The organism is Pseudomonas sp. KCJK9000 (assembly GCF_046230725.1).
GTDB classification, from domain to species: Bacteria; Pseudomonadota; Gammaproteobacteria; order Pseudomonadales; family Pseudomonadaceae; genus Aquipseudomonas; species Aquipseudomonas promysalinigenes.
On sequence record NZ_JBJJLN010000056.1, the window covers coordinates 1 to 24,480 of the forward strand.

Below are 24,480 nucleotides of genomic sequence, written 5' to 3' on the forward strand. Positions count from 1 at the left end.
TGTTCCTGAAAGAAACGCGCGATACCGAGCTGTGAATGATTGGGGCCGCATTGCGGCCCCTGCGGCGTCGCATCAGAACTCGACTTTCACCGCCTGCGAGGCACGGGTCGCTTTGGCCCGCGCTGCTTCGACCGACTCATCGCGCGCCAGGCACACACCCATCCGCCGGGTGCCGTTGATTTCCGGCTTGCCGAACAGGCGGATGGCGGTGTCCGGCTCGCTCAGGGCCGCGCCCAGGTTGGCGAAGCTGGTCTGCTGCGACTGGCCTTGCGGCAAGATGACCGCCGAAGCCGACGGGCCGAACTGGCGCACCACCGGAATTGGCAGGCCAAGAATGGCGCGGGCATGCAGCGCGAATTGCGAGAGGTCCTGGGAAATCAGCGTCACCAGGCCAGTATCATGAGGGCGCGGTGACACTTCGCTGAACCACACCTGGTCGCCCTTGACGAACAGTTCCACACCAAACAGACCACGACCCCCCAGTGCATCGGTCACCGCTTTGGCCACACGCTGCGACTCGGCCAGGGCTTTCTCGCTCATGGCCTGTGGCTGCCAGGACTCTTGGTAATCGCCTTTTTCCTGACGGTGCCCGACCGGCTCCAGGAAGGTGGTGCCGCCCACGTGGCGCACGGTCAGCAAGGTGATCTCGTAGTCGAAATCGATGAAGCCTTCGATGATCACTCGGCCTTTGCCGGCACGCCCACCCTCCTGGGCATAAGCCCAGGACTGCTGCAGGTCAGCGTCGCTGCGCAGCAGACTCTGCCCCTTGCCCGAGGAACTCATCACCGGCTTGACCACACAGGGGTAGCCGACATCGGCCACGGCTGCCGCGTAGTCTTCGTAAGTGTCGGCGAAATGGTACGGCGAGGTTGGCAGGTCAAGCTCTTCGGCAGCCAGGCGGCGGATACCTTCGCGGTTCATGGTCAATTGGGTTGCCCGAGCGGTGGGCACCACATTGAAGCCTTCGTTTTCCAGCTCGACCAGGGTGGCGGTGGCGATCGCTTCGATTTCCGGCACGATGAAGTGCGGTTTTTCCGCTTCGATGATCGCACGCAGGGCCACACCATCGAGCATGTTGACCACATGGCTGCGGTGGGCCACCTGCATGGCCGGGGCATTGGCATAGCGGTCGACGGCGATCACTTCGACGCCCAGGCGCTGCAGCTCGATCACCACTTCCTTGCCCAGCTCGCCACAGCCGCAGAGCAGTACACGGGTCGCGGTTGGCGACAATGGGGTTCCGATACGGGTCATTTCAGGTCCTCGAAGGCGTCCGGGGCCGCGCCAGGCTTGGCAAGGCCCGCTGAAAAAGGACCGATATTCTACACCATCAACCCGCCACAGCGGCCCGCCGCGCACGAAATGCCATGGCCAGCCACACGGCCGTGACACCGGCGAACTTCGATGCCATGGCGGTGCCGATCACCGCTGGAGTCAGGGCGCCAATCATGCCGAAGAAGATGAAGGTATCCACCGGAATGCTCAACGCTGAGCTTAACCACAAACGGTCACGCAGCGGCCGGCGAGTGATGCTGAACACTAACCAGTCGATAAGCTCGGAGACGAAGAACGCGGTGGCGCTGGCCAAAGCAATGGCCGGCTCAGAGGTCGCGTACGACAGCACCAGGGCCATCAGCATGGCAATTAGCGCGCCATGGCCATAGCGGGTTTGCACCATGTCACGCAGGATGAACACCAGCCCGCCCCAACAGGACCAGATGATGTCCAGGTGCGGAGCGCTCGAGAAGGCGTAGTTGATCAGCACCACGCTACTGATATAGGCAATGAGATAGATCATGGGGTAGTTTTCTGTGGGCAAGCCCGGCAGATTACCGCTGGCTCGTTCGCGGGTAAACCCACCCCCACACAGATCGAACCTGTTGCAGGGGCTACAACCGGCGTACCGTCACGCCCCGATGATCAACCCGGCCGCCACCGCCCGCTCATGGCAAAGCTGGAGCACCGCCCGCCGCTCGGTATTGTCCATCCGCCCCCAGCGGCCGATCTCGGCCACCGTGCGTTGGCACCCCGTGCACACATCCTGTTCGTCCAGGGCGCAAATGCTCACGCAGGGCGACGGCACCGGCCGCTCGACTATCACGTCACTCATCGTCAGCCACCAACTCACGGGCATAACGTTCGGCATTGTGCACATAGTGCGCGGCGCTGGCCTCCAGCATGCGCTTTTGCTGCTCGGTCAGCTCGCGCACCACTTTGCCAGGCGAGCCCATCACCAGTGAACCGTCGGGTATATCCTTGCCTTCGGGAATCAGCGCATTGGCGCCGATGATGCAGTGCTTGCCAATGCGTGCGCCATTGAGAATGACTGCATTGATGCCGATCAGGCTGTAATCGCCCACCGTGCAGCCATGCAGCATGGCGTTGTGGCCAATGGTTACACCCTTGCCCAAAGTGAGCGGCGAGCCCATATCGGTGTGCATCACGGTCCCGTCCTGGACATTGCTGTCTTCACCGATGTCGATCAGCTCGTTGTCACCGCGCAGCACGGCACCGAACCACACGCTGGCACGGGCCTGCAGGCGCACCTTGCCGATCAGGGTGGCGTTGGGTGCAGTCCAGCTGGTGGGGTGACATTCGACCCGATGGTCGCCCAGGCGGTATTTCATGTTCGATCCTCAGAGGTTCACGCAGACGGCAGGGTGTGCCCGGCTCAGATTTCGATGTAGCGCTCAGGGGGTTGGTGCAGGCTGATTCCGGCGTCGAACAGCAGATTGACCAGTTCGACGATCATGATCGCCGAGAGCCCCCAAATCTTGTACTCACCATAGCGATAACTGGGCACATACCAGCTGCGGCCCTGATAATCGATGCGATGAGTATGATCACGCGGGTCCTGACGGAAGAACTCCAGTGGCACGCTGAAGACTGCCGCTATTTCCGCGTCATTGGCGCGGTATTCGACGAAATCCGGTATCAAACCGACGAACGGCGTCACCTTCAGTCCGTGCAGTGATACCAGGGGGCTGAGCGGGCCGATCACCTCCACCAAGCCAGGTGGCAGACCGATTTCTTCCTCGGCCTCACGCAAGGCGGTAAACACCAGGTCTGGGTCTTCCGGATCGCGTCGCCCTCCCGGGAAGGCTACTTCGCCGCCGTGGGTCGACAGCCCCTTGGCACGCAAGGTCAGTACCAGTTCGGGCGCTTCGCTGCGGGTGATGGGCAAAAGTACCGCCGCCTCGGGGAACCTTCGGTCGGTTTCCAGTGAAGCGGGTTGGTGGTTGCTCATACGGCGAAGTAGCTCGTCCAGCATTGCGCACTCTCGTATCCAAGGCCTGCCTCGCATGATGCACCAAAGCCGCGACGCACCCAAGCCCCGCACGCTTGCAGCAGGACCGCCCGGCACGCCAAGATAAGCCGGTCCACTAGGAATAAAAGCATGAAATTCTGCAGCGCGTGCGGCCAACCGGTCATTCAGCGGATCCCCGAAGGCGACAGCCGCCTACGGTTCGTCTGCGAGCATTGCCAGACCATTCATTACCAGAACCCCAACATCGTTGCCGGGGTGTTACCCACATGGGGCAGCCAGGTACTGTTGTGCCGCCGTGCCATAGAGCCGCGCCGCGGCTTCTGGACGCTGCCGGCTGGCTTCATGGAAAACGGCGAGACCCTCGATGAGGCGGCCCGTCGCGAAACGGCCGAAGAGGCGTGCGCCCGGGTCGCGCAGATGACCCTGTACCAGCTGTTCGACCTGCCGCATATCAATCAGGTGCATGTGTTCTTCCGTGCCGAGCTGGCCAACCTGGCGTTCGACGTCGGCGTCGAAAGCCTGGAAGTTCGGCTGTTCGAGGAGCACGAAATCCCCTGGAACGAGCTGGCTTTCCGCACCGTCACGCGCACACTAGAATGCTATTATCGCGACCGCATCAGGCAGCACTACCCGATAGGCCATGAATACCTGCCGCCGATGAACGTCTCGCCCATCCCTTGAGCCTGCAGGTACTGTTTCATGCGTTGGTTGTTCGCCCTTTTCTGCCTTTGCGTTGCCACTGCATCACAGGCGGCATTCACGGAAGTCATCATCCGCAAGCCGCAACCGCCGGCGCCAACGCAGTCACACTCGCAGACGGCGATGCAGCCGCTGATCGACAAGGTGCTGGTGATCAAGTCCGAACGGCGCCTGCAGCTGATCAGCCGTGGCGAGCCGTTGAAGACCTACCGCATCTCGTTGGGTAAACAACCTAAAGGTGCCAAAGAGCGCGAAGGCGACAAAAAGACCCCTGAAGGGCTGTACTGGCTGGACTGGCGCAAGCAGAGCGACCGTTTCAATCTGGCCATGCACATCACCTACCCGAACATCAGCGATGCCGCCCGCGCCAACCGCGAGGGCTGGAGTGCCGGAAGCATGATCATGATCCATGGCACGCCGATCAACGATGACTACCCTGAATGGTACTTCCACACCCTCGATTGGACCGATGGTTGCATCGCCATGCGCAACAGCGACATGCGAGAAGTGTGGGACCTGGTTCGCGACGGCACTTTGATCGAGATTCGTCCGTGATCGTCCACAACATGGATTGAGCCTGCAAGACTCTCCGCCCTCTCTGCCAAAGGCCTGCCGAATTCTGCGCAACCTCTGCCACGTCTGCCGTGGAATGATCAGCACTCGATTTTAAAGCTGCCGCCCGCCTCAAGGCAGGCGCATCCAAGCTCTGCTGCCGACAATGTGCAACTTGCCAGCCCCTTAGCCATTTCGACCCACGAATCGTCACAGTAACGCCATAAAGTCCGGGTTCGCGACTACTCAATCACCACAAGGACACCCTGATGAGTCGAGACACCGGCGACAACCTGGACCGCAATCACAGCACCAACCTGCCGATGGCCAGCGTCATGGACGCTTACCTGAGCCGTCGCAGCGTGATCCGCGGCAGCCTGGGCGCAGCCATAGCCATGATTGCCGGCACCGGTCTGACCGGCTGCCTGGACAGCGAGCCTGTCTCTCCCCAACCGCCCTCCCCCCAACCCGATAAGCCGAAACTGGCACTGGGCTTCCAGTCCATTGCTGGCTCGCGTACCGACGCCTGCGTGGTTGCTGCCGGCTACAGTGCCTACGTGCTCGCGCCCTGGGGCACACCACTCAATGGCAAGGCCAGCCCCTGGAGAGCCGACGGCAGCAACACGTCGGTCGACCAAGCCAATGCCATGGGCATGCACCACGACGGCATGCACTTTTTCCCAATCAACGGCAGTTCACAGGACGGTCTGCTGGCGATCAACTTCGAATACATCGACACCGCTGCCCTGCACCCCAACGGTCCAACCGTCGACGCCAGCGGCAAGCGCCCTGCTGAAGAAGTACGCAAAGAAATCAACGCCCACGGCGCTGGTGTGGTCCGCCTGAAGAACATCAACGGCCGCTGGCAGGTGGTCGAAAACGACCCGCTCAACCGCCGATTCACTACGGCGTCGCGTATGGAGCTGACCGGGCCGATGCGCGGCACCAGCCACGTCAAAACCAAGTATTCGGCCGACGGTATCCACTGTCGCGGTACCAATAACAACTGCGGCAATGGCTACACGCCGTGGGGTACTTATCTGACCTGCGAAGAGAACTGGCCAGGCATTTTCGTTAACAGAGGCTTACGCCCGGACGATCAGCGCCGTATCGGCGTGGGCACCGCCAATGGCCAGTATCAGTGGGAAAGCGCTGCCGGTGACAGCACTGAAGTGGATGACGAGTTCGCCCGCTTCGATGTCACCGCCAAAGGCGCTCACGCCAGCGAAGACTACCGTAACGAAGCCAGCACTTTTGGCTACATCGTCGAAATCGACCCGTACAACAGCGACACCCTGGCCACCAAGCGCACGGCCCTGGGGCGTTTCCGCCATGAAGGCTGCTGCCCGGGCCTGCCGGAGGTCGGCAAGCCGCTGGTCTGGTACATGGGTGACGACTCGAATAACGAGTACCTGTACAAATGGGTGTCCGCAGCCCTGTGGGACGCGGCTGATGCCACCCCGGCCGACCGGCTCAAAACCGGTGCCAAGTACCTGGACCACGGCACTCTGTACGTCGCCCGCTTCGATGCCGACGGCACTGGCGCTTGGCTGCCGCTCGACGTGAACACCCCCACTACCGCCGGTAGCACCCTCGGCGCATTGTACGGTGACCTCGCTGGCATCATCCTCAATACCCGAGGTGCTGGCGATGCCGTTGGCGCCACGCCTATGGACCGCCCCGAGTGGACAGCCGTCAACCCGCTCAATGGCGATGCCTACCTGACCCTGACCAACAATAGTGTGCGCACCCCGGAGAAGGTCGATGCCGCAAACCCGCGGGGTCCGAACCGCCACGGCCATATCATCCGCTGGCATGACAGCGACGATCACCAGAGCTTTACCTGGGACATCTTCGTCTTTGGCGCCAACGCCACCGGCACGGCAGACATCAACCGCTCGGGGCTCAGTGAGCTCAATCAGTTCGCCAGCCCCGACGGCATGAGCTTCGATAGCCGTGGCGTGCTGTGGTTTGAGACCGACAACAGCGAGCATACGCTCACAGACTATACAAACGACCAACTGTTGGCCGTGATTCCCACCGGACTGATCGATGCCAACGGCAAGCAGATACCAATCGATGCCCAAAATCAGTCGGCCCTGCGCCGGTTTTTCGTCGGGCCAAACGGCTGCGAGGTGACGGGTATAACCTTCACACCGGACAACAAGACCCTGTTCATCAACATCCAGCATCCGGAAAACTGGCCGTACAGCGACATGGCGACAGACGCCGCGCCCTCCGGCACCAAGGTCAGGCCCCGGGCATCAACGGTGGTGATTCAGCGTGACGATGGCGGCCAGATCGGAACTATCTGACCAGGCCTAGCAGGCAGCAAGCAGGTGTTGAGAAGGTCGGCTTTCCTGGGTAGGTAATGCTGCTCTGTTCAACCAGGCGGGCCGCTGGACGAGGCTGGGCGTCCAATTCTCCATTGAACGACGCTCATGTCCTCTGAAACCGAAGTTAACCAGCCTGCACTGCATAGCGACTACATGCTCGAACGCTTGCAATCTGTGGCAAAGAGCACCGACGAAACACTGTTCAGCGTGCTGATCATGTCAGTATTCGGTTCGCACGTTTCCTCTCACGCCTGCCAAAAACTGCAGACTGCACTGTGTGAGGGTGCCATAGCCAATCCGCAGTATCGGGTCGAGGCGCAGAGTACATCCCTTGCCCACTATGACAGCGATAGCCGCACGATCTGGGTGACCGAGCCGGCATTGATGCAGGCCCGCGCGCACGATATCGACAGTGCATACCTGTACAACGCGCTGGCCAGCGCATTCGGCAACTATCTGTACCAAGTGATCAAACAAGACTTCGCCGACCATTCACAAGATATCGAAAACCCAGGGCTCGAACAGATTGGCGCCGATTATGCCGCCATGATGTTCTTTTACGGGCCCAAGATCGAAGATGGGACAGTGTTCGGTATGTACGACAATCAAGCCGTACGCCTGACCATACCCCCGCTCCAGCCCGTCCCGATACCGCAGAACTTCTCTGCAGGCCCAGGGGACGAACCTGGCTCATTTGGGCATGAATCCTTGGAGAAAGGCTTGGCATCTGTCGGCTTCACGGATGAGGAGCGCCGTAGCATCTACTTTGGTAACTGGCTGCGTGACTATTCGCAGTTGCTTGATCCCAAGCTGGTGCGCAAGCCCGATGCCCCCAAGAACTTCCCTTCGAAGCTCTCGCGCAGCGCTCTGACTCAACTGGTCGATCTGCTGGCGCTCAAGGAGTTTCACGACCTGCAGGACACACCTGAGGGTCGTCAGGCGTATACCGTGGTCCCAGAAATGCTGGGGGTTTACCGCCCCAGCAAACATATCGACAACCCGCTGAACCCCTCGGCCGATGCGACCGACCCACGGGAAATCGATAGCGACTTCGAGCCCTTGGTTTCCCACGGCCACGCGTTACTGGAAGTGGACGCGCAACGCTCGCTCAGTAGCTATATAGACAATGCCACAAGTTACATGCGTCAAAAGCTGATCGACGCCATGCTGGCGGGTAACAGCATCGAGGGCAGGCGTTATTTTGGCGAAGCGTTGCATGTGCTCGAGGACTATTTTGCACACTCCAACTTCGTCGAACTGTGTTTGCGCAAGCGTGGCCATGACGTGCTGCCTTGGACTACCGAAACTGACTGCAAACATCGGCTGCCCGTGGTGACTGGCATGTTTGGTGGGCTGGATGTGGTCGCCAGCATCGCCGAACCGTTGGGCAAAATCCTTTTCGAGGTGCAAACGCTCGACTTCAAGCGCACTCGGCCGGGCGATCGAAGCGATGTGGAAAAAGTACTGCTGATACTGCTCGAAGAGCACCAAAGCGATACACCGCTCAAGCTGCTCCAGGCATTTCTCAAGATACGCGATGACGCGGCAGAAAGTCCGCTTTACGGTCTGTATGAAGCAGCCAGTTGGGTGGCAAAAACGCCACTTGCCATGCTGCAGAATGCTAACAATGCGGTGATTCAGGGGCTGCTGAGTTGGGTAGGCGACAATGTTGACGAGTTCCAGACCCTTTCCGGGCATAACCCCAATGTCGTACCTGGCTTGCATCCTACCCACTCACAACTGGCCAAAGACCACGACACGCATCCGTTTCACGACTTGGCGGCGTATCTGGCGACCTATGCGGTGCAGATGGTTGGTCAGGCGATGTATGAATACTGGCAGGGCAACACCGAACGCGACCCCGCTAGCGTAGCCGTGGCGTTCATTCTGCACCCCAATGATGACAACTGGCATGACGACATCGTCGCGGCATGGGAAGCCATGGACCGGGCGCGTACCAAAGAAAAGATTCGCCTCGCAGGTAGCATTGGCGACTTGGCAGAACTGCAGAAGCAACTGGAGAAGGAGGAACAGGAAAGGGTCAGGGTACTGGGCGAGAGCTTCCGAAACGCCCCTAACACGGTTTCGGAAATTATCAGCAATGCGTTTCCGTTTGGATGACGCCTAAAGGTCGTGGAGCCGCCAGACTTCATAGGCTGGCGTCTCATACGGGTGGCTCTGCCTGAGGGCAGCGACGACCTGATCAATCAGGTCATCGGCCACCACCAGCTCCACCTTCCACTCCTCGACCACCTCGACCTGGCCAGTTTGCCCAAGAAACGGCTGGCTACCGTCCAGTGGGCGAAACTGGCCTTGGCCCAAGGTCTGCCAGGCACAGTGGTCATAGCCGCCGATCCGCCCACCACCAGCGGCGAATACTGCAGCCTTGACCTCTTCGACATGGCTGGCCGGGACGAAGAAGGCGAGCTTGTACACGCCTTAGTTCACCCACACCCGCGCATTACGGAACATACGCATCAGCGCGGCATCTTCCTGCCACTCATCGGGGCGCCAGGAGTTCTGCACGGCGCGGAACATACGTTCCGGGTGCGGCATCATGATGGTCACGCGGCCATCGCGGCTGGTGAGGCCGGTGATACCACGTGGCGATCCGTTCGGGTTGGCCGGGTAGGCTTCGGTTACCTTGCCGTGGTTGTCGACATAGCGCAGGGCCACGCAGCCAGACGCATCGGCCGCCAGCAGTGCGTCTTCACTGGCGAACTCGGCATGGCCTTCACCATGGGCGATGGCAATTGGCATACGGGAGCCTGCCATGCCCTGGAGGAAAATGGAGTTGGACTTCTGCACCTCGACCATGGCCACGCGTGCCTCGAACTGCTCCGAGCGGTTGCGCACGAAGTGCGGCCAGTGCTCGGTGCCCGGAATCAGCTCGTGCAGGTTGGACATCATCTGGCAACCGTTGCACACGCCCAGGGCAAAGCTGTCGGCGCGCTCGAAGAATGCCTGGAAGGCATCGCGGGCGCGGGCGTTGAACAGTGCCGACTTCGCCCAGCCCTCACCGGCACCGAGTACGTCACCGTAAGAGAAGCCACCGCAGGCAACCAAGCCCTTGAAGGCCTCGAAATCGACGCGGCCGGCAAGGATATCGCTCATATGCACATCGACGGCTGCAAAACCTGCACGATCGAAGGCAGCTGCCATTTCAACCTGGCCGTTGACGCCCTGCTCGCGCAAGATGGCCACTTGAGGACGCACGCCCGTCTTGATGTAGGGCGCTGCCACGTCGTCATTGACGTCGTAACCCAGCTTGACCGACAGGCCTGGGTTATCTTCCTCCAGCAGCAGGTCGAACTCCTGGTCTGCGCAATCGGCGTTATCACGCAGGCGCTGAACCTGGTAGCTGGTTTCGGCCCACTGGCGCTGCAACATGCGGCGCTCGTCGTCGAACAGCACTTCGCCGTTGAGGCTGATGGACACTTCGCCGTTGTTGATCGGCTTGCCGATGACTGCAACGCATTGTTCACCAAGGCCGGCAGCGCTGAACTGCGCCAACACGTCTGGCGTGGCATCCTGGCGAACCTGAATGACCGCACCCAGCTCTTCGTTGAAGAGGATGGCAGCCACGTCAGCCTTGCTGTCGGTCAGAGGATCGAGTTGCAGGTCGAGGCCGCAGTGGCCGGCAAAGGCCATTTCCAGCACGGTGGTCAGCAGGCCGCCATCGGAACGGTCGTGGTAGGCCAACAGATGACCGTCGGCGTTCAGGCCCTGGATCACGGCGAAGAACGCCTTGAGGTCTTCGGCATCGTCGACATCCGGTGCCTGGGCCGCGATCTTGCCGTAGGTCTGAGCCAGGATCGAGGCACCCATGCGGTTCTTGCCACGGCCCAGGTCGATCAGGATCAGGTCCGTCTCGCCCTTGTCCATGCGCAGTTGCGGGGTCAGGGTCTGGCGAATGTCGGCAACCGGAGCGAAGCCGGTGATGATCAGCGACATCGGCGAGGTAACGCTCTTCTCGACGCCGTCTTCGCTCCACTTGGTTTTCATCGACATCGAGTCTTTGCCGACCGGAATGGTAATGCCCAATTCCGGGCACAGCTCCATGCCCACGGCCTTGACGGTGTCGTACAGGCGCGCGTCTTCACCTGGGTGGCCGGCAGCGGACATCCAGTTGGCCGATAACTTTATGTCCGACAGCTTGTCGATACGGGCAGCAGCCAGGTTGGTGATGGTCTCGCCAATTGCCATACGGCCCGAAGCCGGGGCGTCCAGCAGCGCCAACGGCGTGCGCTCGCCCATGGCCATGGCTTCACCGGTGTAGGCGTCGAAGCTGGTGGCAGTGACGGCGCAGTCCGCTACCGGGACCTGCCACGGGCCGACCATCTGGTCACGGGCAACCAGGCCGGTGATGGTACGGTCGCCAATGGTGATCAGGAAGCTCTTGCTGGCCACTGCAGGGTGGCTGAGCACGCGCTGCACGGCGCTGTCCAGGTCAAGTTGGCTCGGGTCGAAATCGTCGCCCAACTCGGCCTCGCGGGTAACCGAACGGTGCATGCGCGGCGGCTTGCCAAGCAGCACATCGAGCGGCATGTCCACCGGAGTGTTGTCGAAGTGGCTGTCGGTGACGGTCAGGTGTTGCTCTTCGGTAGCCTCGCCGACCACCGCGTACGGGCAACGCTCACGTTCGCAGATCGCCTGGAAGCGCTCGAAGTCCTCGGCGCTTACCGCCAGCACGTAACGTTCCTGGGATTCGTTGCTCCAGATTTCGTGCGGGGCCATGCCCGGCTCGTCGTTGGGCACGTTGCGCAGCTCGAAGCGCCCGCCACGGCCGCCGTCGTTGACCAGTTCAGGGAACGCGTTGGAAATACCGCCGGCACCCACGTCGTGGATGAAGGCGATCGGGTTCTTGTCACCCAACTGCCAGCAACGGTCGATGACCTCTTGGCAACGGCGCTCCATTTCCGGGTTTTCGCGCTGTACCGAGGCAAAGTCCAGGTCAGCGGAGCTTGCACCGGTGGCCACCGAGGAGGCCGCGCCGCCGCCCAGACCGATGAGCATGGCCGGGCCGCCGAGCACGATCAGCTTGGCGCCGACAGTGATCTCGCCCTTCTGTACGTGATCTTCACGGATGTTGCCCATACCGCCTGCGAGCATGATCGGCTTGTGGTAGCCGCGTACTTCTTCACCGTGGGGGGTGGCGATGGCCTGCTCGAAGGTACGGAAGTACCCGGTCAGAGCCGGGCGCCCGAATTCGTTGTTGAACGCAGCGCCGCCCAGTGGGCCTTCGATCATGATGTCCAGGGCATCGACGATGCGCTCTGGCTTGCCGTAGGCCTGCTCCCACGGCTGCTCGAAGCCCGGAATGCGCAGGTTGGACACGGTGAAGCCGGTCAGGCCGGCTTTAGGCTTGGCGCCACGGCCGGTCGCGCCTTCGTCGCGGATTTCGCCACCGGAGCCGGTGGAGGCGCCGGAGAATGGGGCGATCGCGGTTGGGTGGTTGTGCGTTTCGACCTTCATCAGAATATGCACAGGCTCCTGCACCGCACCGTATTGACGGGTTTCAGGGTTCGGGAAGAAGCGCCCGGCAACGCTACCGACGATGACCGAGGCGTTGTCCTTGTAGGCCGAGAGCACGCCTTCGTTGTGCATCTGGTAGGTGTTTTTGATCATGCCGAACAGGCTCTTTTCCTGTGCCTGGCCGTCGATGTCCCAACTGGCGTTGAAAATCTTGTGACGGCAATGCTCGGAGTTGGCCTGGGCGAACATCATCAGTTCGATGTCGTTCGGGTTGCGCTTGAGGCCCTGGAAGGCGTTGACCAGGTAATCGATCTCGTCTTCGGCCAGAGCCAGGCCTAGGTCGATGTTGGCCTTGGCCAAGGCGTCACGGCCACCGCTGAGGATATCGACCGAAGTCATTGGCTTGGGCTGAGCGTGGCTGAACAGATCGGCTGCCTGCTCCAGCTTGGCCAGCACGCGCTGGGTCATGCGGTCGTGCAGCTCGGCAGCGACCAGCTCGGCATCGGCGTCGCTCAGGTCACCGGCTACATAATAGGCAATGCCGCGCTCCAGGCGCTGGATCGACTGCAAGCCGCAATTGTGGGCGATGTCGCTGGCCTTGCTGGCCCAGGGCGAAATGGTGCCCAGGCGCGGCACGACGAGGAACAGGCGGCCGGTCGGCTCCTGTACCGGCACGCTGGGGCCGTACTTGAGCAGACGGCCCAGCACCTGCTGCTGGTCGGCGGTCAGTTCGCCTTCAACATCGGCGAAGTGGGCAAATTCGGCATACAAACCAGTAACAGCGGGGACTTTCTGGCTCAGTTGCTCGAGTAATTTACCGTGGCGAAAGGCAGAAAGGGCAGGAGCGCCGCGCAGGATCAACATCGTCGGGACAGCCTCAGGAAGGGGTGTGCTTAGAGGCCGTGCATTCTAGCCTAATTCGAGCGCTTTCGGCACCCGCTGTGAGCCACGGCTGCCGGGCGGCGGAACCGGACTTGCGGGTCAGAAATCTGCGGGGGTTGGCTGGGGAAATTCTGCGCCTATGAGATCGAGCGCCGCCCGCGCGGCGCATCGCGAGCTTTGCTCGCTCCTACGTTTGTTTCGGGCCAATTATGCCTGTGGGATTTGCGCGCGGACGCCTTTGTGCATGGCGCGGTATCGCGTCGTATGAACCAGGCGGTCGCGCGCGCCTGTCACAGGCGTTACTGGCCCGAAACAAACGTAGGAGCGAGCAAAGCTCGCGATGCGCCGCGCGGGCGGCGCTCGATCTCATAGGCGCCATCTCTCCAATGGCATAACCCAACCACATAACCCGCTACCAGACAAGCTAACCGTTGTCGAGATATGGCACGGCCAGTCCTTTGCGTATACTGCATCCTATGTTCGCCCACACTGCTTTGCGCCAGCGTTGCGCCAAATGGCTTCTTGCAACCGGACTCTTTCTGCTGCTCGGTGCCTGCGTTGAAAAACCCAGCACCCTCGAGCGCGTGAAGGAGGACGGTGTGCTGCGCGTCATAACGCGCAACAGCCCGGCCACCTACTTCCAGGATCGCAATGGCGAAACCGGCTTCGAATATGAACTTGTGCAGCATTTCGCCGACGATCTAGGCGTCAAGCTGCAAATCGAAACCGCTGACAACCTCGATGAACTGTACGACGCGCTAGGCAAACCGTCCGGGCCGGTATTGGCAGCAGCTGGCCTGGTCAGCAGCGACCGGCGCAAGGCCCAGGTCAGGTATTCGCATCCTTATCTGGAAGTGACCCCACAGGTGATCTATCGCAATGGTCGCCCCCGCCCCACCGATGCCAAAGGCCTGGTCGGCAAGAAGATCATGGTGCTCAAAGGGAGCAGCCACGCCGACCAGTTGGCCGAGCTGAAAAAACAGTACCCAGGGCTGGAGTACGAAGAATCCGACGCGGTGGAAGTGGTCGACTTGCTGCGCATGGTCGATGAGGGGCAGATCGACCTGACCTTGGTCGACTCCAACGAGCTGGCGATGAACCAGGTCTACTTCCCCAATGTGCGGGTCGCCTTCGACCTGGGCGATACCCGTGATCAACGCTGGGCAGTAGCTGCCGGCGACGACAATAGCCTGCTCAACGAAATCAACCGTTTCCTCGACAAAGCGCAGAAGAACGGCACGCTGCAGCGCCTGAAGGATCGCTACTACGGGCATGTCGACGTACTCGGCTATGTCGGCGCCTATACGTTCGCCCAGCATCTTCAGCAGCGTTTGCCCAAGTACGAGAAGCATTTCAAGAGCTATGCCAAAGTCGAGCAGGTCGACTGGCGCCTGCTCGCCGCCATCGGCTACCAGGAATCGATGTGGCAGCCGGAGGTCACCTCCAAAACCGGCGTGCGCGGCCTGATGATGCTGACCCAGCGCACCGCTCAGGCCATGGGGGTATCCAACCGCCTGGACCCAAGGCAAAGCATCCAGGGCGGCGCCAAGTACTTCATGAAGATCAAGCAGGAGCTAGACGACAGCATCCAGGAGCCTGACCGTACCTGGTTCGCCCTGGCCGCCTACAACGTCGGCAGTGGCCACCTGGAAGACGCCAGAACCCTGGCCAAGCGCGAAAAGCTCAACCCGAACAAATGGCTGGACGTGAAAAAGATGCTGCCGCGCCTGGCCCAGAAGCAGTGGTACCGGCAAACCAAGTACGGCTATGCCCGTGGCGGGGAGCCGGTGCACTTCGTCGCCAACATCCGCCGCTATTACGACATCCTCACCTGGGTGACCCAGCCGCAGCTCGAAGGTCAGGTGGCCGAGGGCAACCTGCATGTGCCTGGTGTCAACAAAGACAAGCCGGCGGATCAATCGCCGCCGATGTAGCCTTGTCAGGGCCTGTTCGCGGCTAAGCCGCTTGCCCAGGTCGGCGCGCATGTCTGACCATGCCCAGCCCTGGTGGGGGCGGGTTTACTCGCGATAATGCCGGCACAGCTCAAACCTTGGCTCGGCGCGCCCTGAAGAAGTCACTCAGAATCTGCCCGCACTCTTCAGCCAGCACCCCACCCTCCACCATCACCCGGTGATTGAGAAACGCCTGCCCGAAAAACTGCCCCTGGCTTTGCACGATGCCTGCCTTGGGTTCCAGCGCGCCAAATACCACACGCATCACTCGAGAATGCACGATCAACCCGGCGCACATGCTGCACGGCTCCAGGGTTACATACAGGGTGCTGCCCGGCAGGCGGTAGTTGCTCGCAGACTTTGCAGCCGCACGGATCGCCACCATCTCGGCGTGGGCACTGGGGTCACTGTCGGCGATCGGCCGGTTGAAACCTTGGCCGATCACCTGGCCATGCTGCACCAGCACGGCTCCCACCGGCACTTCGCCCATGGCTGCGCCCTCACCAGCCAACGCCAGGGCCAGCCGCATGAATTCCTGATCGCGGCTGCGATCGATGATCTGCGGGCGCATCACACCACCGCGATCGCGGCCATCAGGCCGGTTTCCATGTGGTCGATGACGTGACAGTGGAACATCCAGGTACCGGGGTTATCCGCCACCAGGGCCACCTGGGCACGCTCGTTCTTGCCCAGCAGATAGGTGTCGGTGAACCAGGGCTCTTTGATGTCGTGGCGGTTGGAGGCGATCACTTTGAAGCTCATGCCATGCAGATGAATCGGATGCTGGTACTGGGTCATGTTCTTCAGCTCGAAGATATAGCTCTTGCCCTGCTTAAGGGTAGCGATGGGCCGGTCGGCACAGGTTTTGTCGGTGATGTCCCAGGCCTGGCCGTTGATTTGCCACATGCTCGAGGGTTTGTCTGGGTCAGGTGTGACCGTGACGTTGGCTGCCCACTCGAAATTGAAGTTCAGTTTCTCGGCATTCTCCAGGTCAGGCTCGGCAATCGGATTGGCTGGCAGAGCCTTGGGCCAGTCGCCCGGCGCTTCGCTACTGGCCACCGAACGCAGGGTGCCCAGGCGCACGAAGCCGTCGCGCAGGGAAATCTCCTCGCCCGGGTCAGGGATGCGGATGGCCAGGCAGATCCGCATGCCAGGGCCCAGCCAATAGTCGTCGTCCAGTGGCCTTGGGGTCACCGGGTTGCCGTCGAGGGCGTAGATCTTGGCCTCGCAGTTACCCTTTAGGTTGATGCGGTAGGTCCAAGTGTTGTCCAGGTTCAGCAGGCGGACTCGCACTACTTGGCCTGCCGGTAGCTCGGTGACCGAATCGGCCTGGCCATTGATGGTAATCAACCGCCCTGCGGTGCCGTTGCGCGCAGCCTCACGGGGAATGCTGAAGGGCAGCCAGCCACCCTGCTCGTCGACATGCCAGTTTTTCAGGCTGAGCGTGCGTTCGTGCTCAAAGCCGGTCGGTTCACGCTCCTCGACGATCAGCGGGCCGACCAGCCCGCGTCCTAGCTCTTCGGAGCTGCTTACATGAGGGTGGTACCAATAGCTGCCAGCATCCGGCACACGGAATTTGTAGTCGAAATATTCGCCAGGCTTGACCGGCAACTGCGAGACGTAAGGCACCCCGTCCATTTCCAGCGGCAGGCGGATGCCATGCCAGTGAATGGTGGTTTCCACCGGCAAGTGGTTGATGAAGCGAACCCGCAACCAGGTACCCTGACGCACCCGCAACTCGGTGCCAGGCGCCGACGGGCCGAAGGCCCAGGCCTGGGTCTTGAAACCAGGCACCAGTTCGACGTCCAACGGCGCTGCAATCAACTCGTAGTCATGACCGGCGTTGTCGTCCTCGACCTTGCCCAACCAGTAACGCGCCGCGCCACCGGCGCCCAGGCCTACAACAACCAGGCCGGTGAGCCCCTTGAGCATTTGTCGACGGGTGAAGGACATCGGTGCGGGTACCTCGTGTTCAGCGCAATCAAGCTGCCAGCACGGCTGGCGGTGAAGGGCGAATACGATACACCTGCGAATGGGAAATATTAAGTGAAGTCTCTCCAGCCCTCGTTTGCAGGCGCCTGGCAAAGCAGATTGAACCACTGCCGGTCACTGCCTGAGGGTTGGCGCAGGGCGGCCTGCAGCAGCGGCGCGTCAAGCAACACGTTAAGGTTGTCGAGCCGCGCGGCGATGGGCGGGTGGGTATCGAAGGGATGGGCCATGCTCAGCTCGAGTACAGCCTCGTCCAGGTGTAGCGCAACGTGCTGCAGGTGCCGATCCAAAGCCACCGCCAGCCCTGCACCACCCTGTTCAAGCAACAAGGCATCGACCACGCGGCCTAGGGCAATCGCCCGCAGCAGCGCCTGAACGAACAAGTGCGCGCCATGCACCTGAGCACCCGCGCGATCTGCCAGCAACTCTTGGGCGCGCCCCCAGTGGTGTACTGCGAGCTGGAACCGATGCAGAAATTGCCCAGCCATCCACTCCACAGGCTGTGCGACCCAGCGCATCGCCCGGCGGGTATCGACGATGGTCGAGAACTGTGCACACATCATGCTAAAGCGCACATTGGTCTGGCTGGCCAGCTCTGTGTCGCGGCTGCGCAAATGCCCAAGCTCATGACCAATGATCGCGGCAGCCTCTTGCTGGCTCAGCACGCTCAGATAAGGCAGTGGCAGATACAAGATTCGCCCGTTGAGAACCGACTGGCCAGGTTGCAGTACGATAGGCATGCTGGTGACGAAAAAGCCCTGATCGATCCCGACCACGATATGGTCCGGCACCGGCGCCTGCAGCCGCCCAGCCAGCTTTTCGATCCACTGCCAGAGCGCTCCAGCCTGCTGGCGCTGAAGTTCCTGGCCGAGAAAGCTGGCGTTACCCTGCCCCATGCCCGGCCATTTTTGCCTCAAACGCCAAAAAATATTCAGGCAAACGATCAGCACTTCGGCCAGGGGTAGTACCACGAACAGCACGGCCAAGCCGCCCTGCGCGGCATTGCTTACGCCTGCGCTGATTTCGTAGAGCAATGAAACGGCCAGGGAGGCTGCGAGCAAGCCCATATAGGCGCTTAACCAGCGCCCCAGCACCCGCCAGTTGGCGGTCATGCGTTGGCGCAAGTACTGTGCCGACCGCAAGGCGCGCCATGCGTCGGCCCTGAGCCTGAGCCAGGCGCAGATACCCGCCATCAAAGCACCCAACGCCATCAAGCCGCTCAGGCTAGCCATCCACTGGCGTGTGCGGAGCCAATTACGGTCCTTGTCGAGCTCGCTCAGCTGCCGTTCCAGCACTTGGCGGGTGTCGATGCGCCCGGCAAGTTGTTTACGCGCGGCCCAAGGCAATGCCTGGAGCAAGGCATCGCTAGGTTCTGCCAGCCATTGTCGAGTGATGCGTGCCTGCTCTTGAGCCGTTTCAGCCCGCCAATGTTGCACGGAGCTCCAAAGCAAAAGCGCCACTGGCAACAGCAGCATGGCCAGGCACCGACCCAGTCGCTTCATTTAGCCACTGGACCCTGGGCCAGCACACACGCGAACCGCTGCGCCAGAAGGCGGTCGGCCTGCAGTGGCAACGGCGCTTGATGCGTTAGGTGCTCGGTGTCAGCCATCGGCCTGGAGCAGCTCCAGTTGGCGCTGGGCGTGGGCCGCATCGCAATACGCCGCAAGCATCGCCAGCACCTCCTCGTAGCCCAGCTTGCGGCCATTGCAGGCAAGGCCTGCGGACATGATACGAATCTGCGGCCGCGGCTTTTTCAACGCCATCGCCTGGTTGCCGAAGAACTGCAGTTTGGCCACACGGTGCTTGGGCAGCGCAGCTTCGCTGCTCAGTTCGAGGGTCTGCACCATGACCAGGCCTTCATCCTTGACCGCGATATCCTCGACCTCGGCCATATCGACCGGGGCGTCCAGGGTGTCGACGTACAATTCCCGCCGGGTCAGACGCATGAACACCTGGGTGCCTGCATTGCGGTGCTGCCAGGTCAGGGCAGCGGCCATGCAAACGATAAACAGCACAAATATAACTGCACCCATGCGCTGCGAGTTGAACGTGACAGCCAGCAGAACAAGCGCGCCCACCAGAAGAATCGGCCCCCAGATTTTATAGCGCCGGGAATTGGTGAACTCGCTTTGCTCAGGCACGCGTTCGATCACCTTTTTGAGTTCGGCAATCACTCGTTCCCGCTCGGCAGCACGGGTTTGATCGTAGGCTTCGCCGATCGAGCCGGAAAGCTCGGACAGCGGGTCGTTAGGTTCAGCCATGTTCAATCGCCCTCACACGTCACTGCTGCTTGGCCAGGTAATCGGTCAGAAATGCCTGCGCATTGCCTTGACGCGACAGCCCTTCGGAGTAGCCAACCTGGAACGGTTGCGGCTCGCCAGGCAAGTACAACTCACCGCCCCAGCCACCCTGAACGATCAACACCACGAACTTATTGCCATCCACGGTGGTGAAGTAGCGGGTGTCCTTGGCAGTCTTTTCCACCTGCATCTTCTGGATGCGCATGTTCCAGTCGTGATCGACGCCCTCGACCTGAACCAGTGCTTGATTAGCAGCACGCTCGCCGATACGTAGCGTCCACACTTTGACGCCCTCCGTGCCCATATAGGCAACCACCTGTTCGGCCACCTCTGGCCGCTGCTCTGCCTGGGCCTGGCCCAGGCAAAGCAGGAGCGAGGCAACCAGCAAGAAAGCCCATTTGCGATAAGCGAACATTTTTACCATCCTGATGCCAAACGATCGGCCATTGAAAACAGCTGCGCCGGGGCTGCCAACCCCAGTGGCTGGGCCGCACAACAAATGGGCCGTCAAGCACAATGGTTGTTGCCAAAAATGTGCGGGGGTTACCATTTCTGCACACGCCGCTGCCACCCAAGGATGATTCGCGTCATGCCATCGACCAGCCCCTACTTGGACACTGATTTTTCCTTCGACAGGCCGGGGGTACTCGCCAAAGCTGGCGTGCTGGACAGCCGCAAGGCCCGAATAATGGGTAGCGCGACCGGCCACTATCGTGCTCAGACAGTGCATGCCGGGTTGCAATACTTCGATTGCAACCTGCAGTTTCCGGAGCCCCTTAAAATCGACAAGGTGCTTCCCCAGAGCCTGTGCATCGTGCAACTGTTCGACGGGACCTGGCAGCACACCGTCGACGGCAAATTGAACCGCTATACACCCGGCCAGCTGCACCTGCTAGGCCTCGGCGAAAGCCTGGAGGCGCAGGACCAGTTGCCTGCCGCCAGCCATGCACGCATGGCTGGCGTTCGAATCGCCGGCCACTACCTGCAAGAGCTGGTGGAGGATGAAGCACAGCTGATGCCCTTGCTGGCGTTGACGGCAGATGGCATGCGCTTTGACCAGTTATCGCAGTGCCCGGCAGTGAGTCGCTTGCTGCAGCAACTGTATTTGTCGCCCTACACCGGCGGGCTCAGGCGCCTGCATTGCGAAAGCCTCAGCTTGGCGATCGTCCTGGAACTGGCTAGGCACCTTATCGGCCCTGCGCAACCCAGCCACACGCCGGATCGCGGGCTACGTGACCTGGCCATCGAAGCCCGCCGCCTGCTCGATACCCAGCTCAGCGCCCCGCCCACCGCGGCCAGCCTCGCGCGACAGCTGGGCGTGGGCGAAACCACCTTGCGCCGGGCTTTTCGCAAAGCCTTTGGCCGGCCTATTCTGCAGTACGTGCGCGAGCAACGCCTGGAGTTGGCCCGCCGGCTTTTGCTGGAGCGGCGCTGGCAGGTGTCGCAGGTTGCCTACCAGGTCGGCTATGCCAACCCCGCGAACTTCTGCCATGCCTACAAAGCTCATTTCGGCCACCCGCCAGGCAGCGAATAGGTTATGCACCCACCGCTCGGGGCAGAAGGTGCCACGATGAACGTCACTTGGCACGCGCAACGCGCCAGCGGCATCACAACACGATAAGGACTCATGCATGTCACGCTGGCGATGGATATTGGCTCAACTCACGCGACGCCTATGGGTCCGTGCGACCTTGATCGGTATGTTGGGCGTTGCCGCCGCGCTCTTGGCAGCGTTGGCTGAGCGCTTCATTCCCTGGCACCCGGCAACCGAGATGGGCGCCGATGCGGTGTATGACATCCTTACCATCATCGCTTCGAGCATGCTGGCGGTGACCACGTTCTCGCTCAGCGTCATGACCTCAGCCTACGGCTCGGCTGCCAGCAACGTCACGCCTCGTGCGACGCGCCTGCTGATGGAGGACACCCTGACGCAGAACGTGCTGTCGACGTTCATTGGCTCGTTCCTGTTCAGCATGGTGGGAATCGTGGTCTTGAAAACCGGTGCCTACGGCGATCGTGGGCGTTTCGTGCTGTTTCTGGTAACGGTGGCGATGATCGCACTGATCGTCGTTTCGCTGTTACGCTGGATCGACCATCTAACCCGGCTGGGCCAAGTCGGTGAAACCACGCGCAAAGTCGAGCAAACCACGCACCAGGCCATCACCGCAAGGCGCGAGCGCCCCTGCCTGGGGGGCTTGCCCTTGATAGGCGATTCGCTGCCAGTGGACGCACTGCCGATCCTGGCCAACACGGTTGGCTATGTGCAGTTCATCGACATGCAAGCATTGTCGCTGTGCGCTGAGGAGTATGAGGGTTTCGTGCACGTGGTGGCGATCCCAGGCAGCTTCGTGCATAGCAGCACCCCACTGGCCTGGTTCAGCGCCACGCCTGGCCGGGCAAACGACCAAGCGCTGATTGAAGCCGTCAGAGATGGCTTCACGGTTGGCGATGAACGCAGCTACGATCAGGACCCTCGTTTCGGCCTGATGGTCATGAGCGAAATCGGCTGCCGGGCTCTGTCGCAGGCCTTCAACGATCACGGTACTGCCATCGACGTCATCGGCCGCCTGACACGGCTGTTGAGCCTGTTCGCCGAACCTGCCGCGAAGGAACACATCGACTACCCCAGGGTTCAGGTAGCTGCTTTGGCGATGAGCGACGTATTCGAAGATGCCTTCATGCTGATCGCCCGAGATGGTGCAGCCCATATCGAAATCCAATTACGCCTGCAAAAATGCCTCCAGGCACTGGCCCAGTTGGGCGATGCAGACTTTCGCAGCGCCGCGCTGCAACAGGCCGCCTTGGCCTTCGAGCGCGCCGAACAGGCGCTGGCACTGGAATCGGACAAGCACCGCCTGCGCTGCGCCATCGAGGCTACAAGAACGCGTTGAGGCAACAAGGCTTGCGCAGGGGCAATGCCGGTCAGGTAAGTCAGGTCGTTTACTGATCTACTGGGGCCGTGTAATAGCCCTTCGCAGATTCGCGGTGGAAGCGGGTTCACCTGAATAGGGCTGCTAAGCAGCCCCAATTGGCTTAGCTGACTGGCATGGCGCACAGATGGATCATCTGCGGCAGGTTAGCGGCTGCCGCGCTGCGCCAAGGGGATCACTCCCACTCTATTATCAACAACTAGAAATACCCCATAAATATCATCTATTTACGAAACATAAATCTCATAACACCACAAATAATGCCATATCGGTTCTACCATCAGCAATTCCTTGGATTACAGCCTGAAAAGCTGGACGGCACTGTAGCGCTACCACGATGACGGGGCTGTGCCCATTGATAATAATTGGTGCGAGTACCAGATACGGCGCTAGGCGCTGGGGCGCAAGAACTGGCTCTTTGCACGGTCTCAACGCAGCTCTAAACGCGCCGCCGCGATCATGAGCTTGATCCTGTCGGCCCGCAACAACGGACACGATCCGTATGCCTACCTGAAGGACGTGCTGACACGCCTGCCAACGCAGCGGGCGTCGTGGGCATCTTCCCCAACGATCCAGCGATCACAGGGCTGGTAGGTGCGATGCTGCTGGAGCAGAACGACGAGTGGTGCCTGCAGCGACGTTACATGCAGTTGGAGGCCTTTGAAGCAGTCAGCGATAATCCACAGGCCAAGCTGTCGGCCGTGATCAATTAAACGGCCAACTCAATGGCCAGAGCCATGATGAGTTACACCACTTCCTGGGACACGATCAAAAGTAAAGCGATAGCGCGGGTAATTGAACTCGATATTTCCAGTGGTTACAGCGAGTTATGCGAACTGAACCAGCAGCCGCCATCTTATTGCCACTATTGCTGTAATGCAGCGTGAGCGTAAAGAATGCAGCACGTTCGGAATTCTATCGGTTGTCTCAACGGCAAACATGGCACTAAGCTATACGTTACTCAGCTTATTGACCGCTGTAACACCTGCATGCGCGCTGACTGAACGCGCGCCTTCACCAAGGACTGTGATGTGTAAATGGACCTTCTAACCCATGTCCCCAGTTGGGACGATATCGAACGTAACCTCGACCAGAAATTCGGCGAGCTAAACCAGAGCATCAGCCATGGATTGCAGAGTGCTCATGACAGCTGGGATGGTTTTACCCGTCGTGTCAGTAATGGAGCCAGCCAGGCTTATGGCTATCTCGGTGGGCACCGCATCGACAACGTACGTAACGCCATGACGTTGTCCTAACCGATCATCCAGACCGATCTTCGCCGTAAATGGGCGTCCATCAACATCGAGCAGATCCTGCCAGTGCTGCTGGAGTTGGTTAAAGAAGTCTCAATGATTGTGGGAGGGAGTGTGGCGGTGGGTGGCGCCATCGGCGGCGCGGTTGGCTCGCTTGCTTTTGGCGCGGGCGCGCTGCCGGGCGCAATGGTTGGAGGCGGGATTGGGTTGCAAGTGGGCAACCTGATTCTGATGGGTTTGGGTTTGGCGGCCATCGCTGACTATTTCTATCAAGGCTTACCCACCTGCCTTGCGAGCCTGCAAGAAGGACTCGCTACGGCCTGGTACGCATCCGACGGGGTCAAGCCAGAAGGGCTTGACCCTACCGGCGGCTCTTCAGCGCAGATCCAGGAGCGAACAGAACGCGCAGCACGACAACTTACGCGTGGGCAGGAGCAATTGGTGTTGCTGCTGTTGACGGCCATCGTCACCTACCTCACTCGCGGCCAGATGAAGGCTGGGGTGATGAATAGCATGGAAAGCATTGCAACGCGCAGCGCCAAGCTTCAGGCGGAGATCTCCAATAGGCAGTTTGCGGATTGGTTGGCGAAGAATGAGCAGAAGATTCTGGCGCAGCCTGAGTTGCAGATCAAAGGCGTCAGTTCACTTGAGACCCTAGCGCGTGAAACTGAGATGCGTGATTTTTACGCCAAGCAGGATCCTACATTCACTTCAGTGGAAAATAAACGACAAAAAGCCAAAACATTTGAGCCCAAGGGTTTAAGCACCCAAACAGTTCAAGAGTATTTGGCTAGCGAGGAAGGGAGAAAATATTTCGCTAAAATTATAGCAGCAGCTCCTGATA

The 24,480-nt window shown here is 60.6% G+C and carries 19 protein-coding genes and 3 pseudogenes; 10 read left to right on the forward strand and 12 right to left on the reverse strand.

Annotated elements, in window-relative coordinates; genetic code table 11:
- Positions 1-72: 72 nt before the first annotated feature.
- The 5 genes from purT to ACK59H_RS19455 all read right to left on the reverse strand — a co-directional run bounded on the left by purT (position 73) and on the right by ACK59H_RS19455 (position 3,271).
- Positions 73-1,254 carry a formate-dependent phosphoribosylglycinamide formyltransferase gene (gene purT, locus ACK59H_RS19435; RefSeq protein ID WP_060479331.1) on the reverse strand — a complete coding sequence of 394 codons (1,182 nt, stop codon included), beginning with the start codon at positions 1,252-1,254 and terminating at the stop codon, positions 73-75.
- 76 nt (positions 1,255-1,330) lie between these two features.
- Positions 1,331-1,798 (reverse strand): VUT family protein, encoded by a 468-nt coding sequence (locus ACK59H_RS19440; protein WP_060479332.1) that lies wholly within the window; start codon positions 1,796-1,798, stop codon positions 1,331-1,333.
- Between the two features lie 108 nt (positions 1,799-1,906).
- The gene (locus ACK59H_RS19445; protein WP_060479333.1) at positions 1,907-2,110 is read right to left on the reverse strand and encodes a DUF1289 domain-containing protein; all 204 of its coding nucleotides are present in this window, start codon (positions 2,108-2,110) and stop codon (positions 1,907-1,909) included.
- Positions 2,103-2,627: a gamma carbonic anhydrase family protein gene (locus ACK59H_RS19450; protein ID WP_060479334.1), complete on the reverse strand. Its 525-nt coding sequence runs from the start codon at positions 2,625-2,627 to the stop codon at positions 2,103-2,105. The genes ACK59H_RS19445 and ACK59H_RS19450 overlap by 8 nt, the downstream gene beginning before the upstream one ends.
- Before the next feature lie 44 nt (positions 2,628-2,671).
- Positions 2,672-3,271 (reverse strand): CoA pyrophosphatase, encoded by a 600-nt coding sequence (locus ACK59H_RS19455; protein ID WP_060479335.1) that lies wholly within the window; start codon positions 3,269-3,271, stop codon positions 2,672-2,674.
- Between the two features lie 126 nt (positions 3,272-3,397).
- Between ACK59H_RS19455 and ACK59H_RS19460 the strand changes: the two genes are divergently transcribed.
- The 4 genes from ACK59H_RS19460 (at position 3,398) to ACK59H_RS19475 (ending at position 8,976) form a co-directional block, all read left to right on the forward strand.
- Positions 3,398-3,949, forward strand: a complete 552-nt coding sequence (locus tag ACK59H_RS19460; protein WP_060479336.1) for an NUDIX hydrolase — start codon at positions 3,398-3,400, stop codon at positions 3,947-3,949.
- An 18-nt stretch (positions 3,950-3,967) separates the two neighbouring features.
- Positions 3,968-4,522: a murein L,D-transpeptidase family protein gene (locus tag ACK59H_RS19465; RefSeq protein WP_060479337.1), complete on the forward strand. Its 555-nt coding sequence runs from the start codon at positions 3,968-3,970 to the stop codon at positions 4,520-4,522.
- A gap of 266 nt (positions 4,523-4,788) precedes the next feature.
- Entirely contained in the window at positions 4,789-6,834 is a 2,046-nt protein-coding gene (locus ACK59H_RS19470; protein WP_409264797.1) for a PhoX family protein, read from the forward strand.
- Positions 6,835-6,960: 126 nt separating this feature from the next.
- Complete coding sequence (locus tag ACK59H_RS19475; protein ID WP_409264798.1) at positions 6,961-8,976, forward strand: HET-C-related protein; 2,016 nt, start codon at positions 6,961-6,963, stop codon at positions 8,974-8,976.
- 3 nt (positions 8,977-8,979) lie between these two features.
- On the opposite strand, the gene ACK59H_RS19480 is transcribed toward ACK59H_RS19475, so the two are convergent.
- On the reverse strand, positions 8,980-9,291 hold the full coding sequence (locus ACK59H_RS19480; protein WP_060479340.1) for a hypothetical protein: 312 nt from the start codon (positions 9,289-9,291) through the stop codon (positions 8,980-8,982).
- 3 nt (positions 9,292-9,294) lie between these two features.
- On the reverse strand, positions 9,295-13,194 hold the full coding sequence (gene purL, locus ACK59H_RS19485; RefSeq protein WP_060479341.1) for a phosphoribosylformylglycinamidine synthase: 3,900 nt from the start codon (positions 13,192-13,194) through the stop codon (positions 9,295-9,297).
- Between the two features lie 494 nt (positions 13,195-13,688).
- On the opposite strand from purL, the gene mltF reads away from it, so the two are divergent.
- On the forward strand, positions 13,689-15,146 hold the full coding sequence (gene mltF / locus ACK59H_RS19490; RefSeq protein WP_060479342.1) for a membrane-bound lytic murein transglycosylase MltF: 1,458 nt from the start codon (positions 13,689-13,691) through the stop codon (positions 15,144-15,146).
- A 109-nt stretch (positions 15,147-15,255) separates the two neighbouring features.
- Here mltF and tadA read toward each other — a convergent pair whose 3' ends face one another.
- From tadA to ACK59H_RS19515, 5 genes are all read right to left on the reverse strand, one after another.
- Positions 15,256-15,735 (reverse strand): tRNA adenosine(34) deaminase TadA, encoded by a 480-nt coding sequence (tadA, locus tag ACK59H_RS19495; RefSeq protein WP_060479343.1) that lies wholly within the window; start codon positions 15,733-15,735, stop codon positions 15,256-15,258.
- The gene (locus ACK59H_RS19500) at positions 15,735-17,117 is read right to left on the reverse strand and encodes a multicopper oxidase family protein (protein ID WP_060479344.1); all 1,383 of its coding nucleotides are present in this window, start codon (positions 17,115-17,117) and stop codon (positions 15,735-15,737) included. Before ACK59H_RS19500 ends, tadA begins: the two co-directional genes overlap by 1 nt.
- Before the next feature lie 89 nt (positions 17,118-17,206).
- Entirely contained in the window at positions 17,207-18,655 is a 1,449-nt protein-coding gene (locus tag ACK59H_RS19505; protein WP_409264799.1) for a M48 family metallopeptidase, read from the reverse strand.
- 99 nt (positions 18,656-18,754) lie between these two features.
- Positions 18,755-19,414: a hypothetical protein gene (locus ACK59H_RS19510; RefSeq protein WP_060479346.1), complete on the reverse strand. Its 660-nt coding sequence runs from the start codon at positions 19,412-19,414 to the stop codon at positions 18,755-18,757.
- A 19-nt stretch (positions 19,415-19,433) separates the two neighbouring features.
- Complete coding sequence (locus ACK59H_RS19515; protein ID WP_060479347.1) at positions 19,434-19,868, reverse strand: hypothetical protein; 435 nt, start codon at positions 19,866-19,868, stop codon at positions 19,434-19,436.
- Positions 19,869-20,042: 174 nt separating this feature from the next.
- Here ACK59H_RS19515 and ACK59H_RS19520 point away from each other — a divergent pair, with 174 nt between their 5' ends.
- The 5 genes and pseudogenes from ACK59H_RS19520 to ACK59H_RS19540 form a co-directional block, all read left to right on the forward strand.
- Positions 20,043-20,987, forward strand: a complete 945-nt coding sequence (locus tag ACK59H_RS19520) for an AraC family transcriptional regulator (RefSeq protein WP_060479348.1) — start codon at positions 20,043-20,045, stop codon at positions 20,985-20,987.
- Positions 20,988-21,084: 97 nt separating this feature from the next.
- Positions 21,085-22,344: a DUF2254 domain-containing protein gene (locus tag ACK59H_RS19525; RefSeq protein ID WP_060479349.1), complete on the forward strand. Its 1,260-nt coding sequence runs from the start codon at positions 21,085-21,087 to the stop codon at positions 22,342-22,344.
- A 327-nt stretch (positions 22,345-22,671) separates the two neighbouring features.
- Positions 22,672-22,977 (forward strand): annotated as a pseudogene (locus ACK59H_RS19530) (transposase); the annotation flags it as partial.
- Positions 22,932-23,096, forward strand: a pseudogene (locus ACK59H_RS19535) (IS256 family transposase); the annotation flags it as partial. The pseudogenes ACK59H_RS19530 and ACK59H_RS19535, both read left to right, overlap by 46 nt.
- A 324-nt stretch (positions 23,097-23,420) precedes the next feature.
- Positions 23,421-24,480: pseudogene (locus ACK59H_RS19540) on the forward strand (DUF6861 domain-containing protein); the annotation flags it as partial.

Coding starts and splice junctions, on each gene's coding strand:
- purT (WP_060479331.1), bottom strand. CDS start 1,254: ATGACCCGTATCGGAACCCCATTGTCGCCAACCGCGACCCGTGTACTG.
- ACK59H_RS19440 (WP_060479332.1), bottom strand. CDS start 1,798: ATGATCTATCTCATTGCCTATATCAGTAGCGTGGTGCTGATCAACTAC.
- ACK59H_RS19445 (WP_060479333.1), bottom strand. CDS start 2,110: ATGAGTGACGTGATAGTCGAGCGGCCGGTGCCGTCGCCCTGCGTGAGC.
- ACK59H_RS19450 (WP_060479334.1), bottom strand. CDS start 2,627: ATGAAATACCGCCTGGGCGACCATCGGGTCGAATGTCACCCCACCAGC.
- ACK59H_RS19455 (WP_060479335.1), bottom strand. CDS start 3,271: ATGCTGGACGAGCTACTTCGCCGTATGAGCAACCACCAACCCGCTTCA.
- ACK59H_RS19460 (WP_060479336.1), top strand. CDS start 3,398: ATGAAATTCTGCAGCGCGTGCGGCCAACCGGTCATTCAGCGGATCCCC.
- ACK59H_RS19465 (WP_060479337.1), top strand. CDS start 3,968: ATGCGTTGGTTGTTCGCCCTTTTCTGCCTTTGCGTTGCCACTGCATCA.
- ACK59H_RS19470 (WP_409264797.1), top strand. CDS start 4,789: ATGAGTCGAGACACCGGCGACAACCTGGACCGCAATCACAGCACCAAC.
- ACK59H_RS19475 (WP_409264798.1), top strand. CDS start 6,961: ATGTCCTCTGAAACCGAAGTTAACCAGCCTGCACTGCATAGCGACTAC.
- purL (WP_060479341.1), bottom strand. CDS start 13,194: ATGTTGATCCTGCGCGGCGCTCCTGCCCTTTCTGCCTTTCGCCACGGT.
- mltF (WP_060479342.1), top strand. CDS start 13,689: ATGTTCGCCCACACTGCTTTGCGCCAGCGTTGCGCCAAATGGCTTCTT.
- tadA (WP_060479343.1), bottom strand. CDS start 15,735: ATGCGCCCGCAGATCATCGATCGCAGCCGCGATCAGGAATTCATGCGG.
- ACK59H_RS19500 (WP_060479344.1), bottom strand. CDS start 17,117: ATGTCCTTCACCCGTCGACAAATGCTCAAGGGGCTCACCGGCCTGGTT.
- ACK59H_RS19505 (WP_409264799.1), bottom strand. CDS start 18,655: ATGAAGCGACTGGGTCGGTGCCTGGCCATGCTGCTGTTGCCAGTGGCG.
- ACK59H_RS19510 (WP_060479346.1), bottom strand. CDS start 19,414: ATGGCTGAACCTAACGACCCGCTGTCCGAGCTTTCCGGCTCGATCGGC.
- ACK59H_RS19515 (WP_060479347.1), bottom strand. CDS start 19,868: ATGTTCGCTTATCGCAAATGGGCTTTCTTGCTGGTTGCCTCGCTCCTG.
- ACK59H_RS19520 (WP_060479348.1), top strand. CDS start 20,043: ATGCCATCGACCAGCCCCTACTTGGACACTGATTTTTCCTTCGACAGG.
- ACK59H_RS19525 (WP_060479349.1), top strand. CDS start 21,085: ATGTCACGCTGGCGATGGATATTGGCTCAACTCACGCGACGCCTATGG.